The 14,113-nt window shown below is 70.2% G+C and carries 15 protein-coding genes and 1 pseudogene; 5 read left to right on the forward strand and 11 right to left on the reverse strand.

The window, feature by feature from the left end:
• The 5 genes and pseudogenes from ASF25_RS23740 to tesB form a co-directional block, all read right to left on the reverse strand.
• Window positions 1-345: FtsK/SpoIIIE domain-containing protein (locus tag ASF25_RS23740; RefSeq protein WP_280137352.1), on the reverse strand; the 345-nt coding region annotated here is incomplete at both ends.
• A 1-nt stretch (window position 346) separates the two neighbouring features.
• Window positions 347-2,125, reverse strand: a pseudogene (locus ASF25_RS16040) (DNA translocase FtsK 4TM domain-containing protein); the annotation flags it as partial.
• A 201-nt stretch (window positions 2,126-2,326) separates the two neighbouring features.
• Window positions 2,327-3,832, reverse strand: a complete 1,506-nt coding sequence (locus ASF25_RS16045; RefSeq protein WP_056173726.1) for an ammonium transporter — start codon at window positions 3,830-3,832, stop codon at window positions 2,327-2,329.
• Window positions 3,833-3,964: 132 nt separating this feature from the next.
• Window positions 3,965-4,303: a P-II family nitrogen regulator gene (locus tag ASF25_RS16050; protein ID WP_056094106.1), complete on the reverse strand. Its 339-nt coding sequence runs from the start codon at window positions 4,301-4,303 to the stop codon at window positions 3,965-3,967.
• Window positions 4,304-4,618: 315 nt separating this feature from the next.
• Window positions 4,619-5,497 (reverse strand): acyl-CoA thioesterase II, encoded by an 879-nt coding sequence (gene tesB / locus ASF25_RS16055; RefSeq protein ID WP_056305863.1) that lies wholly within the window; start codon window positions 5,495-5,497, stop codon window positions 4,619-4,621.
• Between the two features lie 160 nt (window positions 5,498-5,657).
• On the opposite strand from tesB, the gene ASF25_RS16060 reads away from it, so the two are divergent.
• The gene (locus ASF25_RS16060; RefSeq protein ID WP_056305865.1) at window positions 5,658-6,917 is read left to right on the forward strand and encodes an FAD-dependent monooxygenase; all 1,260 of its coding nucleotides are present in this window, start codon (window positions 5,658-5,660) and stop codon (window positions 6,915-6,917) included.
• Between the two features lie 19 nt (window positions 6,918-6,936).
• On the opposite strand, the gene ppa is transcribed toward ASF25_RS16060, so the two are convergent.
• The 3 genes from ppa to ASF25_RS16075 form a co-directional block, all read right to left on the reverse strand.
• On the reverse strand, window positions 6,937-7,476 hold the full coding sequence (gene ppa / locus ASF25_RS16065) for an inorganic diphosphatase (protein ID WP_056173721.1): 540 nt from the start codon (window positions 7,474-7,476) through the stop codon (window positions 6,937-6,939).
• A gap of 142 nt (window positions 7,477-7,618) precedes the next feature.
• Window positions 7,619-7,942: a DUF2892 domain-containing protein gene (locus ASF25_RS16070; RefSeq protein WP_056173718.1), complete on the reverse strand. Its 324-nt coding sequence runs from the start codon at window positions 7,940-7,942 to the stop codon at window positions 7,619-7,621.
• 69 nt (window positions 7,943-8,011) lie between these two features.
• Window positions 8,012-8,518, reverse strand: coding sequence for a GNAT family N-acetyltransferase (locus ASF25_RS16075; protein WP_056305867.1), 507 nt, complete (start codon window positions 8,516-8,518; stop codon window positions 8,012-8,014).
• Window positions 8,519-8,712: 194 nt separating this feature from the next.
• Here ASF25_RS16075 and ASF25_RS16080 point away from each other — a divergent pair, with 194 nt between their 5' ends.
• The 3 genes from ASF25_RS16080 to ASF25_RS16090 all read left to right on the forward strand — a co-directional run bounded on the left by ASF25_RS16080 (window position 8,713) and on the right by ASF25_RS16090 (window position 10,808).
• Window positions 8,713-9,438, forward strand: coding sequence for a tyrosine-protein phosphatase (locus ASF25_RS16080; RefSeq protein WP_056305869.1), 726 nt, complete (start codon window positions 8,713-8,715; stop codon window positions 9,436-9,438).
• A 73-nt stretch (window positions 9,439-9,511) separates the two neighbouring features.
• Window positions 9,512-10,000 (forward strand): hypothetical protein, encoded by a 489-nt coding sequence (locus ASF25_RS23745; RefSeq protein ID WP_244473061.1) that lies wholly within the window; start codon window positions 9,512-9,514, stop codon window positions 9,998-10,000.
• Window positions 10,001-10,091: 91 nt separating this feature from the next.
• Window positions 10,092-10,808 (forward strand): cell wall hydrolase, encoded by a 717-nt coding sequence (locus ASF25_RS16090; protein ID WP_244473062.1) that lies wholly within the window; start codon window positions 10,092-10,094, stop codon window positions 10,806-10,808.
• A 27-nt stretch (window positions 10,809-10,835) separates the two neighbouring features.
• Here the strand turns inward: ASF25_RS16090 and ASF25_RS16095 are convergent, their stop codons facing one another.
• The 3 genes from ASF25_RS16095 to ASF25_RS16105 are packed head-to-tail and all read right to left on the reverse strand — an operon-like array spanning window position 10,836 to window position 12,852.
• Window positions 10,836-11,222 (reverse strand): hypothetical protein, encoded by a 387-nt coding sequence (locus ASF25_RS16095; RefSeq protein WP_156369039.1) that lies wholly within the window; start codon window positions 11,220-11,222, stop codon window positions 10,836-10,838.
• A gap of 4 nt (window positions 11,223-11,226) precedes the next feature.
• Entirely contained in the window at window positions 11,227-12,084 is an 858-nt protein-coding gene (locus tag ASF25_RS16100; protein ID WP_056262044.1) for a prephenate dehydratase, read from the reverse strand.
• 24 nt (window positions 12,085-12,108) lie between these two features.
• Window positions 12,109-12,852 (reverse strand): 3-deoxy-manno-octulosonate cytidylyltransferase, encoded by a 744-nt coding sequence (locus tag ASF25_RS16105; protein WP_056173705.1) that lies wholly within the window; start codon window positions 12,850-12,852, stop codon window positions 12,109-12,111.
• Between the two features lie 301 nt (window positions 12,853-13,153).
• Between ASF25_RS16105 and ASF25_RS16110 the strand changes: the two genes are divergently transcribed.
• A complete protein-coding gene (locus ASF25_RS16110) occupies window positions 13,154-13,954 on the forward strand; it encodes a cytochrome c family protein (protein ID WP_056305872.1) in 801 nt (266 codons plus the stop codon).
• Window positions 13,955-14,113: the final 159 nt, after the last annotated feature.

Raw genomic sequence — 14,113 nt, forward strand, 5'->3', positions numbered from 1 at the left:
TGCCATCTGGGCGAGGCGCTGGATCGCACCCTCGATGTCTTTCCCCGCCACCATCATCAGGTCGGCCATCTCGTCGACGACGATGACGATGTAGGGCAGCGGGGTGAGGTCCATCTCCTCGTTCTCGTAGACGGCCTCGCCGGTCTCGCGGTCGAAACCGGTCTGCACGGTCCGAGTCAGGATCTCGCCGCGCCCCCGCGCCTCGGCGAGTCGGGCGTTGAACCCGTCGATGTTGCGCACACCGACCTTGGACATCTTCTTGTAGCGCTCCTCCATCTCGCGCACGGCCCATTTGAGGGCGATGACCGCCTTCTTCGGGTCCGTGACCACGGGCGAGAGCAGGTGNCTTGGACATCTTCTTGTAGCGCTCCTCCATCTCGCGCACGGCCCATTTGAGGGCGATGACCGCCTTCTTCGGGTCCGTGACCACGGGCGAGAGCAGGTGCGGGATGCCGTCGTAGACCGACAGTTCGAGCATCTTCGGATCGACCATGATCAGGCGGCACTGCTCCGGGGTCATCCGGTAGAGCAGGCTGAGGATCATGGTGTTGATGGCCACCGACTTGCCGGAGCCGGTGGTGCCGGCCACCAGCAGGTGCGGCATCCGGGCGAGATCGGCGATGATCGGCTCGCCGCCGATGTTCTTGCCGAGGCACAGGGCAAGGCTCTGCTTCGTCTCGGCGAAATCGACGGAGGCCAGGAGCTCGCGAAGGTACACGGTCTCGCGCCGCGCATTGGGTAGCTCGATGCCGATGGCGTTCCGGCCGGGCACCACGGCGACGCGGGCCGAGACGGCGGACATGGACCGGGCGATGTCGTCGGCCAGCGAGATCACGCGGCTCGACTTGGTGCCGGGCGCGGGCTCCAATTCGTAGAGGGTCACGACGGGGCCGGGGCGCACGGCCAGGATGTCGCCACGCACGCCGAAATCGCTCAGGGTGGCTTCGAGCAGGGTCGCGTTCTGCTCGAGGGCTTCCGAGGACACCTGGGCTGAGGGTGAGACCAGGGGCGGCTCGGCCAGGAGACCCAGCGCCGGAACCGCGTAGGAACCCGGATTGTGCACAGGAGCCGGGGCCGGACGCCGCTGGGGCACGGGGGGCGACGGCGGCGCGGCGACGCGCGAGCGCGCATCCGGGGGCGCGGGCTGGGGATCTTGCGCGAAGACCGGCTCCTCGCCGCCATCGTCGGGCTCGTCGTCGTGCAGCACGGGAGCGGCCCGTCGTATGGGCGCGGGCGCAGCTTCGGTGTCGAACACCGGTTCGCGGCGCGGATCGCGCGGGCTGGGTGCCTCCCAGGGGGTGTCGTCGTCGGAGAAGGCGCGCCGTGCCGCCAGGGCCGGCGAGGCGCCGTCATGGGCGACAACCGCCTGCGCGGCGCGGCCCTCGCGCCAGGTCTCGACACGCGAGGCCAGGGCGGCGCGGCCACCCATGAGCATCTGCGCCAGGGCGCCGAGGGACACGACTCCGAGGCTCGGTTCGTCGTCCTCGTAGCGGTCGTCGTTGCGGGCGCGGGCGGGCGGCCGCACGGGATGCAGCGGCTCGTCCTCCTCCTCCGGGATCTCGCCCACCCGGCAGGCACCGGTCAGGCTCAGGATGGCGATGGCGGCGAAGAGGAAGCCCACCAACGCCGCGGCCGGCGAGGCGACGATGCCCACGATGGTGCGGGCCGCGTGGATCAGGGCATCGCCGGTGACGCCGCCGAGCCCGGTGGGCAGGGGCCAGCGCGCCGTGGACGGCAGGGCGCTGGCCACCGCGCTCGCGGAGAAGAAGCCGATGATCCACAGGGTGATGCGCAGGCCCCCGCGCGGCAGGGCACGGGAGCGCATGAGCTGCACCCCCCACAGGGCCGGCGGCAGGACGAAGGCCAGGGAGCCGAGGCCGAGGAGCTGCATGGCGAGGTCGGACATCACCGCCCCGCTGGTGCCGAGCACGTTGTGGGCGGCGTGGTCGGTGGCGTGGTTCAGGCTCGGGTCGTCGATGGACCACGTCGCCAGGGCGACGGTCAGGGCCGTCGCGCCGGCAAACAGGATGAGACCGCCCAACTCCGTCATCCGCTTGGCCAGGAACGGCCGAAAGCTGTCGACGAACGTGTCGTAGGGCGATGCGGAACGGCGAAGCGAGCGCATTCGGAACCAGACGCGATGGGGAAACGATCCGGTAACGCTAACGCCCGCGCGGTTAACGGGGGTTTAAGTGTGCTCCTGAGCTCCCGAATGCGACGGGTGTCCAAGATGACGTGCAGACGAAAGAAGGCCCCGGATCGTGCGATCCGGGGCCTTCTTTCGTGTTGCCTCGGGCCGCCCCGGAAGTCGGCCCTGGGATCGATCCTAGTAGTTGTAGGCGCGCTCGCCGTGATCGGCGATGTCGAGGCCTTCGCGCTCCTCGTCCTGGGTGACGCGCAGGCCGATGGTGAGATCGACGAGCTTGTACAGGATGGCGGAGCCGATGCCGGACCACAGGATGGTGAAGCCGACGGCCTTGAGCTGGCTCATCAGGGCCGCCGCCGTCTCGTAGGTGCCCACCGCGAGTTCACCGGGCTTCGAGGCGTAGTCCGGCAGGCCGACGCCGCCGAAATCCGGGTTGACCAGGATGCCGGTCGCCACGGCGCCGAGGATGCCGCCGATGCAGTGCACGCCGAAGACGTCGAGGGAATCGTCGTAGCCGAGCGCGTTCTTCACCGTGGAGCACATGATGAAGCATACGGCGCCCGCGACGAGGCCCAGCACGATCGAACCCATGGGACCGGCGAAGCCGGCGGCCGGGGTGACGGCGACGAGGCCCGCGATGGCACCCGACAGCATGCCCAGCAGGGAGGGCTTGCCCTTCAGCATCCACTCCACGAACAGCCAGGAGAGGGCGGCGGCGGCGGTGGCCACGAAGGTGTTGAGCATCGCCATGGCGGCGGTGCCGTTGGACTCGAGGTTCGAGCCGGCGTTGAAGCCGAACCAGCCGACCCAGAGCAGCGAGGCGCCGATGGCGGTCATGGTCAGGGAGTGCGGAGCGAGCAGGTCACGGCCGTAGCCGATGCGCTTGCCGAGCATGAGGCAGCCGACGAAGCCGGCGATGCCCGCGTTGATGTGCACCACGGTGCCGCCTGCGAAGTCGAGGGCGCCCCACTTGAACAGCAGGCCGGCATCGGCGTTCACCGCGTCGAGGGCCGCCTGTGCGGTCGCCTTCGAGGCGTCGTCGGTGGCGGCGGCCAGCGCCTTGGCGGCGTTGCCGACGGCGTCCGGGCCGCCCCAATACCAGACCATGTGGGCCATCGGGAAGTAGATGAGGGTGGTCCAGAGGATCATGAACACGACGAGCGCCGAGAACTTCATCCGCTCGGCGAAGGCGCCGACGATGAGGGCCGGGGTGATCATCGCGAACGTCATCTGGAAGCAGATGTAGACGTACTCGGGGATCACGACGCCGTTCGAAAAGGTTGCGACGGTGGAGTTGGCGTCGATGCCCTTCAGGAAGGCCTTCGAGAACCCGCCGACGAAGTCGTTCAGGCCGCCGCCGTTGGTGAAGGCGAGGCTGTAGCCGAAGATCACGAACAGAAGCGAGGAAATGCACGCGATGGCGAAGACCTGCGTCAGCACCGAGAGCATGTTCTTCGTGCGCACGAGGCCGCCGTAGAACAGGGCCAGGCCCGGCACGACCATCAGCAGCACGAGGGCGCTGGAGATCAGCATCCAGGCGGTGTCGCCCTTGTTCGGGACGGGCGCGGCCACTGCGGCGGCCGGTGCGGCCTCCGTGGTCGGCGACTGCGCGAGGGATGGCTCGATGAACAGGAGCGCCAGGGCGGCGCCTCCCATTCCGAGCGCCAGGGCATTGCGAAGTTTCATGGAAACAGGACTCCCGGTCACTGTGCGATGCTGAAGGGGGACGATCGTGGGGCGGGGACCGGCGGGCGGCCCGACTCTCCCGGGGGCCGGCGCGCGGACCCGAAGTACGGCTGTGGACTGCGAGGGGCTGCCTCAGAGGGCGTCGACGTCGGTCTCGCCGGTGCGGATGCGGACGGCCTTCTCGAGGGGAAGAACGAAGATCTTGCCGTCGCCGATCTGGCCCGTGCGGGCGGCGGCCGCGATGGCGTCGATGACGCTGCCGGTGAGGTCGGAGGCCACCGCCACCTCGATCTTCAGCTTGGGCAGGAAGCTCACGGCGTATTCGGCGCCGCGGTAGATCTCGGTGTGGCCCTTCTGGCGGCCGTAACCCTTCACCTCGGTGACGGTGAGTCCGTGCACGCCGATGCCGGTCAAGGCGTCCCGGACCTCCTCCAGCTTGAACGGCTTGATGATAGCCATCACGATCTTCATGGGCGGCGCCCCCTTGTCCCGATTGGTTGCCCGGCCGGCGCGCTCTCGCGTCGCGACCCGACGGGTCCGGATGTTCGGCGTGGATCGGACTGACCCAGACGCTCGCCCTTCGTTATTCAAGGACTATGCCAACGGGAACTTTTCGCGTTCGGCCCTATCTGCTTAGAAACTGTCCGTGCCGTGCCCTGGATACGGGCGAAATTCCCGCCAAGTTTGCGCTGTTCGCAAGCATTATGGCGCATCGATAGGCAGATTGAGAGGTGTCCGGGCACCTCGCGAGATGCCTGGACATCGGCGCCGCGCCGCCGCGTGCAGTCAGCCTTCGGCGCGTCGCGGCCGAATCATGCCTTCCTGGGCAACGGACGCCACGAGGGTGCCGTCCCGGGAAAAGATCTGCCCCCGGGCGAAGCCGCGCGCTCCCCCGGCGCTCGGACTGTCCTGGGCGTAGAGCAGCCACTCGTCGGCGCGGAACGGGCGATGCAGCCACAGGGCATGGTCGAGGCTCGCCGACTGGATCTCGCCGTCGAACACCGTCTGCCCGTGCGGGATCAGGGTGGCATCGAGCAGCGTCATGTCGGAGGCGTAGGCCAGCACCGCCCGGTGGATGGCGGGATCGTCGGGCAGCCGGTCGACGGCGCGCATCCAGACGTGGAAGCGCGGGTCGCGCGGCGCCCGCCTGAGGTAGCGCTCGATCTCCACGGGGCGCAGCTCGATGGGGCGGCGGCGCCCGAAATATGACAGGATCGGCGCCGGAATCGCCGCGCCCTCGCGGGCCGCCTGCGCGGCGGCGGCCGGCGCCTCGGCCACCTCTTCGGGGGGCGGCACGTCGGGCATCGTCGCCTGGTGGACGGCGCCCTCCTCCGCGTCGTGATAGGAGACCGACATGGCGAAGATCGCCCGCTCGTGCTGGCTCGCCACCACCCGGCGGGTCGCGAAGCTGCGCCCGTCGCGGATGCGCTCGACGGCGTAGTCGATGGGCGCCTTCGGATCTCCGCCGAGCAGGAAATACGCGTGCAGGGAATGCGGCGGGCGCGTCTCCGGCACCGTGCGGGAGGCCGCCACCAGGGCCTGGGCCACCACCTGCCCGCCGAACACCCGGAACCAGCCGGTCTGCAGACTCTCGCCCCGGAAGCGGTCCTGTCCCAGGGGGGCGAGATCGAGGATGTCGAGGAGTTCGGCGACGATGCCGGCCATGGGGACCCCCGGTGGTGGAACGGACAATGCCGCCGCCATAGCAAGCTTGGGGGGCGCGATCCATGCGGCCGGCGACGATGCCGCTGCCGCGGAGGCGGCCCGCGCGTTGCCCTCGACCCCGGGGAGTGGCACTCCGGGCGGATCGGGACGGGGACGCGAGATGACGGGATCGGGGCAGCGCAGGGTGGTGGTGGCCGGGGCCGGAATCCCGGGGCTGAGCCTCGCCCTTGCGTTGAAGCGGGCGCACGGCCCGGCGCTCGCCGTCACCGTCTGCGATCCGGCCCTGGCGTCCGGCGCGGCGCGACACCGCGGCCGGGCCTTCGCCGTGGCGGCGGGGGGGCGACGGATGTTCGCCCAACTCGGGATCTGGGAGGCCGTGTCCGCGGCGGCCGAGCCGATCCGCGACATGGTGGTGAGCGACAGCCGCCTCACCGACCCGGTGCGACCGGTCTTCCTCACCTTCGCTCAGGAGCCTTCCCCCCAGGATGCGGTGGCGGGCGAGCCCTTCGCCCATATGGTCGAGGCCGAACCCCTGGTCGCCGCGCTGCTGGCGGCCTGCGCGGCGGCGGGGGTGGTCCTCGATCCCGTCGGGATCGCGTCCGCCGATCCGGGGCCCGAGGCCACCGAACTCCATCGCACCGATGGACGAGCCGAGACCGCGAGCCTCCTCGTGGCGGCGGACGGAGCGCGCTCGCGCCTGCGCGAAGGGGCCGGCATCGGCTGGGTCGGCTGGTCCTATCCGCAATCGGGCATCGTCGCGACCATCGGGCATGAGCGTCCCCATGGGGGCCGGGCCTACGAGCATTTCCTGCCGAGCGGCCCGTTTGCGATCCTGCCCCTCGTCGAGGGCGGCGCATTGGGGCACCGCTCGTCCATCGTCTGGACCGAGCGGGCGGCGGACGTGCCGGCTCTTCTCGGTGGCGGACCCGACGAGACTTTGGTGGAGATCGAACGCCGGTTCGGCCACGGCCTCGGCCGGATCGTGCTGGAGGCCGGCCCGAGCGCGCACCCCCTCGCCTTCGGGATCGCCCGCCGCTTCCGGGCCGACAGGATGGCGCTGCTCGGCGACGCGGCCCACGTCATCCACCCCATCGCGGGACAGGGGCTGAACCTCGGGCTCGCGGGGGCGGCCTCCCTGGCGCAGGCCGTCACCGACGCCCTGCGGCTCGGCCTCGATCCCGGCGCCCCCGACGTGCTGCAGACCTACGAGCGCGAACGCCGGTTCGAGACCCTCGCCATGGGGGCGATGACGGACGGGCTCAACCGCCTGTTCTCCACGGACGCCCTGCCGGTGCGCCTGGCGCGCGATCTCGGCCTCGGCCTCGTCGATCGCCTGCCGGGCCTCAAGCGCCTGTTCATTGGGCAAGCCGCCGCGGTACGCGGCACCCTGCCGAAACTTTTGCGCGGGCAGGCGCTCTAGGCCGCCCGCGCAACGGGTCCTACTTGTCCTTGTTGGCCTTCGCGCGCGCGATGCCTTCGTGGATGAGGCGGTGGGCCTCGGCCTTGTCGCCCCAGCGCACGATCTTGACCCACTTGCCGGGCTCCAGATCCTTGTAGTGCTCGAAGAAGTGCTGGATCTGATGGATCGTGATGTCGGGCAAGTCGGTGTAATTTTCCACGCGGTCGTACCGCATGGTGAGGTGACGCGACGGCACGGCGATGATCTTCTCGTCCTCGCCGGCATTGTCCTCCATCACCAGCACGCCGACGGGGCGCACGCTCATGACGGCGCCCGGCGCGATGGCGCGCGTGTTGGCGACGAGCACGTCGCACGGATCGCCGTCACCCGAGAGTGTGTGCGGGATGAAGCCGTAATTGCCCGGGTAATGCATCGCCGTGTAGAGGAAACGATCGACCACGAGGGCGCCCGATTCCTTGTCCATCTCGTACTTGATCGGGTCGCCGCCGATGGGAACCTCGATGATGACGTTCACATCATCGGGCGCGTTCTTGCCGATCGAGACATTGTCGATGATCATGGGCTGTTTCTCCCGTGCACTTCGGGCCGCAGAGGCCTCTCCGGGCGTCTCTTAAAGCCGTTGCCGCCTCAAGGAAATCTCCGGCCCGGTCGCCCGGCTACGTTTGGCGGGGATTATCACGCCTCCGCCCGGGCGCGCGGGCTTAGCGCCGGAAGGACGCCCTCACCCGCGCCCACGTCGCCACGATCCAGCGTGCGCTGCGCTCCAGGGGAACCTTGAGTCCGGGAATGTCCTCGCTGAGCAGCGCGAGGCCGACGGGCAGCATCCACAGGCCGAGTACCGGCAGGATCGAGAACACACCGCCGAGGATGAACAGAAGAGCGGCGATGATCCGGACGATGCGCCGCGACGGCTCGCGCAGCCAATCGAGGGCCTCCCCCAGGCGCGTGGGCAGCTTCTCCGTCAGGCGCGCGACCCGGTCGTCCCAGTCCTTCGCGGTGACGGTCTCGTGTCCGCTGGCGGTCATCGGCTCTCCCCTCGGCCAGTCGGCCACAGGGATGAGATGGGGAGGCCATGACGATTCGGCGAGCCGGCCTCAGGCGAAGCGGTAGCCGACCTTGGGCAGCACCGAGCCGGCGATGCTGTCGCTGGCGTCCCCGACGATCGTGGCGCCGAGGCCGAGGTAGAACGCCTCCGCCCGGTCGTTGCCCGCAAGGGCCCAGACCCCGAGGGTGTGGAGGCCGTGATCCATCATGTCGTTGCGCACGGCCCGAAACAGCCGCCGGCCGAGGCCGAGCCCCTGATGCTCGGGCAGGATGTAGAGTTCGTCGATCTCGCCCGCGGTGCCGAGACCCCGGCCCCTGGCCTGCCCGTAGACCGCGTAGCCGACCACACCCTCGCGGGTCTCCACCACCACGAGGGGACGCCGGCGCTGGGCCGCGCCGAGCCACCATTGCGCGCTGCGCCGGGCGATCATGCGCTCGAGGGAAACACCCGGGATGATGCCCCGATAGGCCTCGCGCCAGGTTTCGTCGAACACGTCCGACAGGCGGTCGGCGTCGGTGGGGCGGGCGCGGCGAATGCTGGTGGTGCTCGTGCTCATGACGGGTCCCCGCGCTCGAAATCGATCGATCAGGCATCGGTATCGGAGATGACGATCCGGGCGAACACAAGGCAAGGGCGATGCCGGGTCGCGCCGACCTCGTTTGTCCCGAGGGGCCCGCCGTTTGCCGGGCCAGGGCGCGCCTGTTAGATGCCGGGGCTCCTCCCCCGTAGAGCCGCGACGTTCCCCGCCCCGTGTTCAAGCGCTTCCTCAAGCCCGAGACCCGCTACGCGCGGCGCATGGCGCGCATCGCCCGGTTCGAGAAGCCCATCGCCGGGCCGGTCTCGCGGGCGAAGGCGTGGGCCAACATGCTCCTCGTCGATCACGGCGTGTTCCGGTTGGCCTACCTCAACCGGCACCGGGTGGGACAGGGCAAGCTTTGGCGCTCGGCCCAGCCGACGCCGCACCAGCTCGCCTGGTTCAAGCGCCAGGGCGTCCGCACGGTGATTTCCCTGCGCGGCGGGCGCGAGCACGGGTCCTGGCCGCTCCAGCGCGAGGCCTGTGCCCGCGAGGGCCTGACCCTCGTGGAGTTCGTCCTGCGCTCGCGCGAGGCGCCGTCCCGCGAGACGATCCTGGCCGCCAAGGATTTCTTCGCCGGCGTCGAATATCCGGCGATGATGCACTGCAAGTCGGGCGCCGACCGGGCCGGCATGGGGGCGGTGCTCTACCTCATCCTGCACGAGGGCCGGCCCGTCGCGGAGGCCATGGGCCAGCTCTCGGCCCGCTACGGCCATTTCCGCTTCGCCAAGACCGGCATCCTCGATGCGTTCTTCGACCTCTACCTGCGCGAGGGCGAGGCCCGCGGCCTCGACTTCCTCACCTGGGTCGAGACGGTCTACGACCCGGAGGCCCTGAAGCGGGAGTTTCGGCCGGGGTTCTGGTCGGATCTCGTGGTCGACCGGCTGATTAAGCGGGAATAGCCGCCCGGCCCGGTAACCCCCCGTTAACCAAACCGGGCCGAACTGATGCTTCCGCACAGTGACGAGACCCGCGATGGCAGCCTCTCCCCTCCGGCCGACCACGCCGACCCTGGCGAAGTACCCGATCCCCGTCGAACTCATCACGACCCTGTATCGGGCGCGTGGGGCGGAGCTCGATGCGCTCATCGCCGGCATGCCCGAATATGCCCGCGCCCGGGTGGCGGCCTATTGCGTCGAGCGCGAACGCCTCCTCGACCTCGGTCAGCGCATGGCCGGCACCTGCGGCGAGGCCACCCTAATCAAGGCTGCCGGACCCAAGGCGGGGGCGGCCCTGTTCGCCCAATCGCGCCCGGCGCCCGTGCCTCAGTCCGAGATCGTGGCGGCTGAGACCGAGGCCGGCGAGATCGCGTCGAAGCCCGCGGTTTCGGCGGATGCGACCCCCGCCCCACTCCTGCGCGTCCTCGAATTCCCCGCCGTCCCCGCCCCCGTCGTGGTCGCGGGTGAGGCCGATACGGCACAGTCCCCGGCGATGGCGAACGCGGCCCGTCCAAAAGCCGCCTGAGTCCGGGTCCTGCCCGAAAAAGACCCGAATGGCGGCCAAGCCTGGCCGTCGCGGATCGTCAGGGGCCTGCGCCCCGGCGACGGAAATCACGATGGAGCGAGACGGCATGCAGGGTTCGTGGGCGACGAAAACGGGTTCTCTCCTCGGCTTGATCCTGGTGATTCCCGCCCTCGCGGCCTGCAGTTCCACCCTGATCCCGGGCCAGAACACGGGCAGCCTCGCCATGGCCCAGCCGGTCGCCGCCACGGACGAGGAGCGCGACTGCCTCGGGCGCGCCATGTACTTCGAATCGAACCGCAGCGACCGCGACGGCCTCCTGGCCGTCGGCACCGTGGTGATGAACCGGGTGCAGTCGGCGCCTCAGGGCAGCGGCATCTGCTCGGTGGTCGGTCAGCCCCGGCAATTCGCCCCGGGCGTGCTCACCAAGTCGATGGAGGCCAAGGATCTCCAGCGCGTCGCCGACGTGACCGACGCGGTGCTGGCCGGGCAGCGCCACCCCAAGGTCGGCCGGGCCATGCATTTCCACACGGCTGGCCTGCGCTTCCCCTACAACAACATGCATTACGTGGCGGTGGCCGGCGGCAACGCGTTCTACGAGAAGCGCAAGCCGGGCGCCCCGGCACCCACGGGCCCGAGCATGCCCACCACCGCCATGGCGTACGCCGCTGCGGCCCCCGCGGCTTCGCCGATCCAGGCGCGCATGGCCGATGCCGAGCGCGATGTGCCGGCGGCTCAGACCATCCTCAACGAACCCGCCAAGGACATCTGTCGGACCGCGGGGCTGAGCAGCGCGAGCCGGGGCGGCTAGGGCCTGACCCGACCCTGTCGGGTCGGATCAGTCGTTCGGTTCCCTTGTCTGCAGCACATCCATCCGACCCTGCTGCCGCGCCGCATGCACCAGGGCGACGATCTGCTGCGCGCTCGCGCGATAATCCGCGGTGCCGTCGATCGGCCGGAAGCCGTGGAACAGGGCGGCCTCGACCGTGAGGTTCTCGGCCTCGCTGCCGGGCGTCGGTGCCGTCGGGACCGTATGCCCGACGTCGCGGGATCGCCGCGCTTCGCGCAGGCCGTTGTAGATCCGCTCGATCAGAACGTGCCCGCTCCAATCGTCCGCGACCCGAAGCACGGTCGATCCATGATGGATTTCGAACAGGCAGGGGGTCGTGTCGTCAGTCTCGGGCATCCCGCTCACGATCCGGCTCGCTGCGTCGCGTTCGCTCAAGGCCCTATTCCGCCGCCAGGCGGCTGACCTCGCGATAGGGATCGGCCGGATAGGTGCCGATGATCCGCACTTCTCGCGAGAAGTAGGCAAGTTCTTCAAGGGCCCGGGCGAGGCCGGGCTCGTCGGGGTGGCCGTCGACCTCGGCGTAGAACTGGGTCGCCGAGAACTGGCCCTCGACCATGTAGCTCTCGAGCTTCGACATGTTGACGCCGTTGGTGGCGAAGCCCCCGAGTGCCTTGTAGAGGGCGGCCGGGATGTTGCGCACCCGGAAGATGAAGCTCGTCACCGCCGGACCGGCCTCCGCCGCGAGGGGCTCGGCCTCGGGGGCGAACACCACGAAGCGGGTGGTGTTGTGGCTCTCGTCCTCGACATCGCGGGCGACGATCTCGAGGCCGTAGACTTCGGCGGCCAGCGCCGGCGCCAGGGCACCCCGGCTCGGGTCGCGGGCCTCCGCCACCTCACGGGCGGCGCCCGCCGTGTCGCCCGCCACCACGGCGCGGAGCCCGAGGCGCCGGATGATCTTGCGGCACTGGCCGAGCGCATGGACGTGGCTGTGGACGGATCTGAGCGTCCCCACCTCGGTCCCCGGCAGCACCATCAGTTGGAAGTGGATCGGCAGGAAGTGCTCGGCGACGATGTGGAGGCGCGCCGTCGGGATGAGGTGGTGGATGTCGGCGACCCGGCCCGCGATGGAGTTCTCGATGGGGATCATCGCCCGGGCGGCCCGGCCCTCGTTCACCGCCGCGAAGGCGTCCTCGAAGGTCGGGCACGGCAGCGGCGTCCAGTCCGGGTAGGCCTGGGCGCAGAGGATGTGCGAGTTGGCGCCGGGCTCGCCCTGGTATGAGATGGTGCGGTGGGGCATCGGAATCTTTTCGCGTCCAACGGTTCAGTTCAGGCGCCGGGCCGAGAGGACGGCGCGCGCCCGCTCCAGGTCGGCGGGGGTATCGACGCCGAGAGGCAGGTCGTCGACGATCATGGCGTCGATGCGCAGGCCGGCTTCCAGGGCGCGCAGCTGCTCCAGCTTCTCGCGGGTTTCGAGGGTGCCGGGCGGCAGGGCCATGAAACGCGCCAGCGCCCGGCGGCGATACGCGTAGAGGCCGATGTGGTGGTAATGCGGCCCCTCCCCCCACGGCGCCCGCGCCCGGGTGAAATAGAGCGCGCGCAGGCGGTTCTCGCCGACGGGATGGCCGACGAGTTTGACCACGTTTGGATCGTCGCGCTCCGCCGCGTCGGTGATCACGGCGCACAGGGTGGCGATGTCGACGGCCTTGTCGGCGAGCGGCAGGATCGCGGCACCGATGATGGCGGGATCGATGGTCGGCAGGTCGCCCTGGACGTTGACGACGATGGTGTGGTTGCCCTGCGGATCGATGATCTCCAGGGCCTCGGCGAGGCGGTCCGAGCCCGTGGGGTGGTCGGCTCGGGTCATCACCGCGATGCCCCCCTCCGCCTCGATCACGTCGCGGATGGCCGTGGTATCGGTCGCCACCACCACGGGGCCGATTCCGGCCTCGACGGCCCGGCGCCAGACGTGGACGATCATCGGCGCGCCGCAGAGATCCAGGAGCGGTTTGTCCGGAAGGCGGGTCGCGGCGAGGCGGGCGGGGATGAGCACGAGGGGATCGGACATTCTTTTCGCCCATCGCTTCGGCTGGCTGCCGAGGATCTCTGACTTCGAAAACGTCCGTTCCCGGCGCGTTCGAAGCCCGTCGCTTACCAGCGGGGTGGGGTGTTGTCATGCACCGGGGGCGATCCCCGGGGGCCACACCGGTGACGGATCGGCCTCTGCGACTACGCGGCGTCGCCGCGCGCCATTGTCAAGATCGGGCTCCAGCGGCTAAGCACCCTCGACTGTTTCCAAAGTCCGACACATCCCCGTGTCCGGACCCGCCCGTAAGCGCGCCCAGCCGGACGCATCGGAGTTGTCGAGAATGGACTCTTTCGAGCTGAACAAGGTCGCGGGTGCTGCGCTCGGCGCACTCCTGTTCGCCGTAGGGTCCGGGTTCGTCGCCGAGCTGATCTATCACCCCAAGCCCGCCGGGGCCGCGGGCTACGCCCTGCCGGAGCCCCAGGCGAAGGCCGCCGGTGGTGCCCCCGAGGCGAAGGCCGAGCCCCTGCCGATCCGGCTCGCCAGCGCCAGCGCCGACAAGGGCCAGTCGGCGGCCAAGAAGTGCGCCTCGTGCCACAGCTTCGACAAGGGCGGCCCCAACAAGGTCGGCCCGCACCTCTGGGGCGTCGTCGAGCGCCAGAAGGCCCATGAGAGCGGGTTCGAGTATTCGGCCGCCCTCAAGGAGAAGGGCGGCGCCTGGACCTACGACGATCTCGACCACTTCCTGACGAGCCCGAAGGGCTACGCCGCCGGCACCAAGATGGCGTTCGCCGGCATCACCTCGCCCGCCGAGCGCGCCGACGTCATCGCGTATCTGCGTACCCTCGCCGATACCCCGGCGCCCCTGCCGGCGGCGGAGAAGAAGGCCGAGGCCAAGCCGGCGGAAGCCAAGCCCGATGCGGCGAAGCCCGCCGAAGCCAAGCCTGACGCTGCCAAGCCTGACGCTGCCAAGCCGGCGGATAAGCCGGCGGAGGCCAAGCCGGCCCCGGCCGCAGCTCCGGCCGAGAAGCCGCCCGCTCCTCCTGCTCCCCCGGCCGAAGCGCCGCCTGCCCCCCCGGCGGCGCCCGAGAAGCCGCCCACTCCGCCCGCGCCTCCGGCTCCCGCTGAGAAGCCGGCCGAGTAGGTCGCGCCAGCACTGTCACGATCGTGAAGGCCGGGCTCAGTCCCGGCCTTTTTTCGTTTGAAGGCCCGCGACGACGCCCGCGCCAGGACGCGTCCGGCGTCCCGCGCGCATGCGGACCCTTCGTCCTGCGCGAATGGGGCCGCTTGGCGTGTCCCCTCC

Origin of the sequence: Methylobacterium sp. Leaf100, from assembly GCF_001422845.1 — a bacterium.
Taxonomy (GTDB): domain Bacteria; phylum Pseudomonadota; class Alphaproteobacteria; order Rhizobiales; family Beijerinckiaceae; genus Methylobacterium.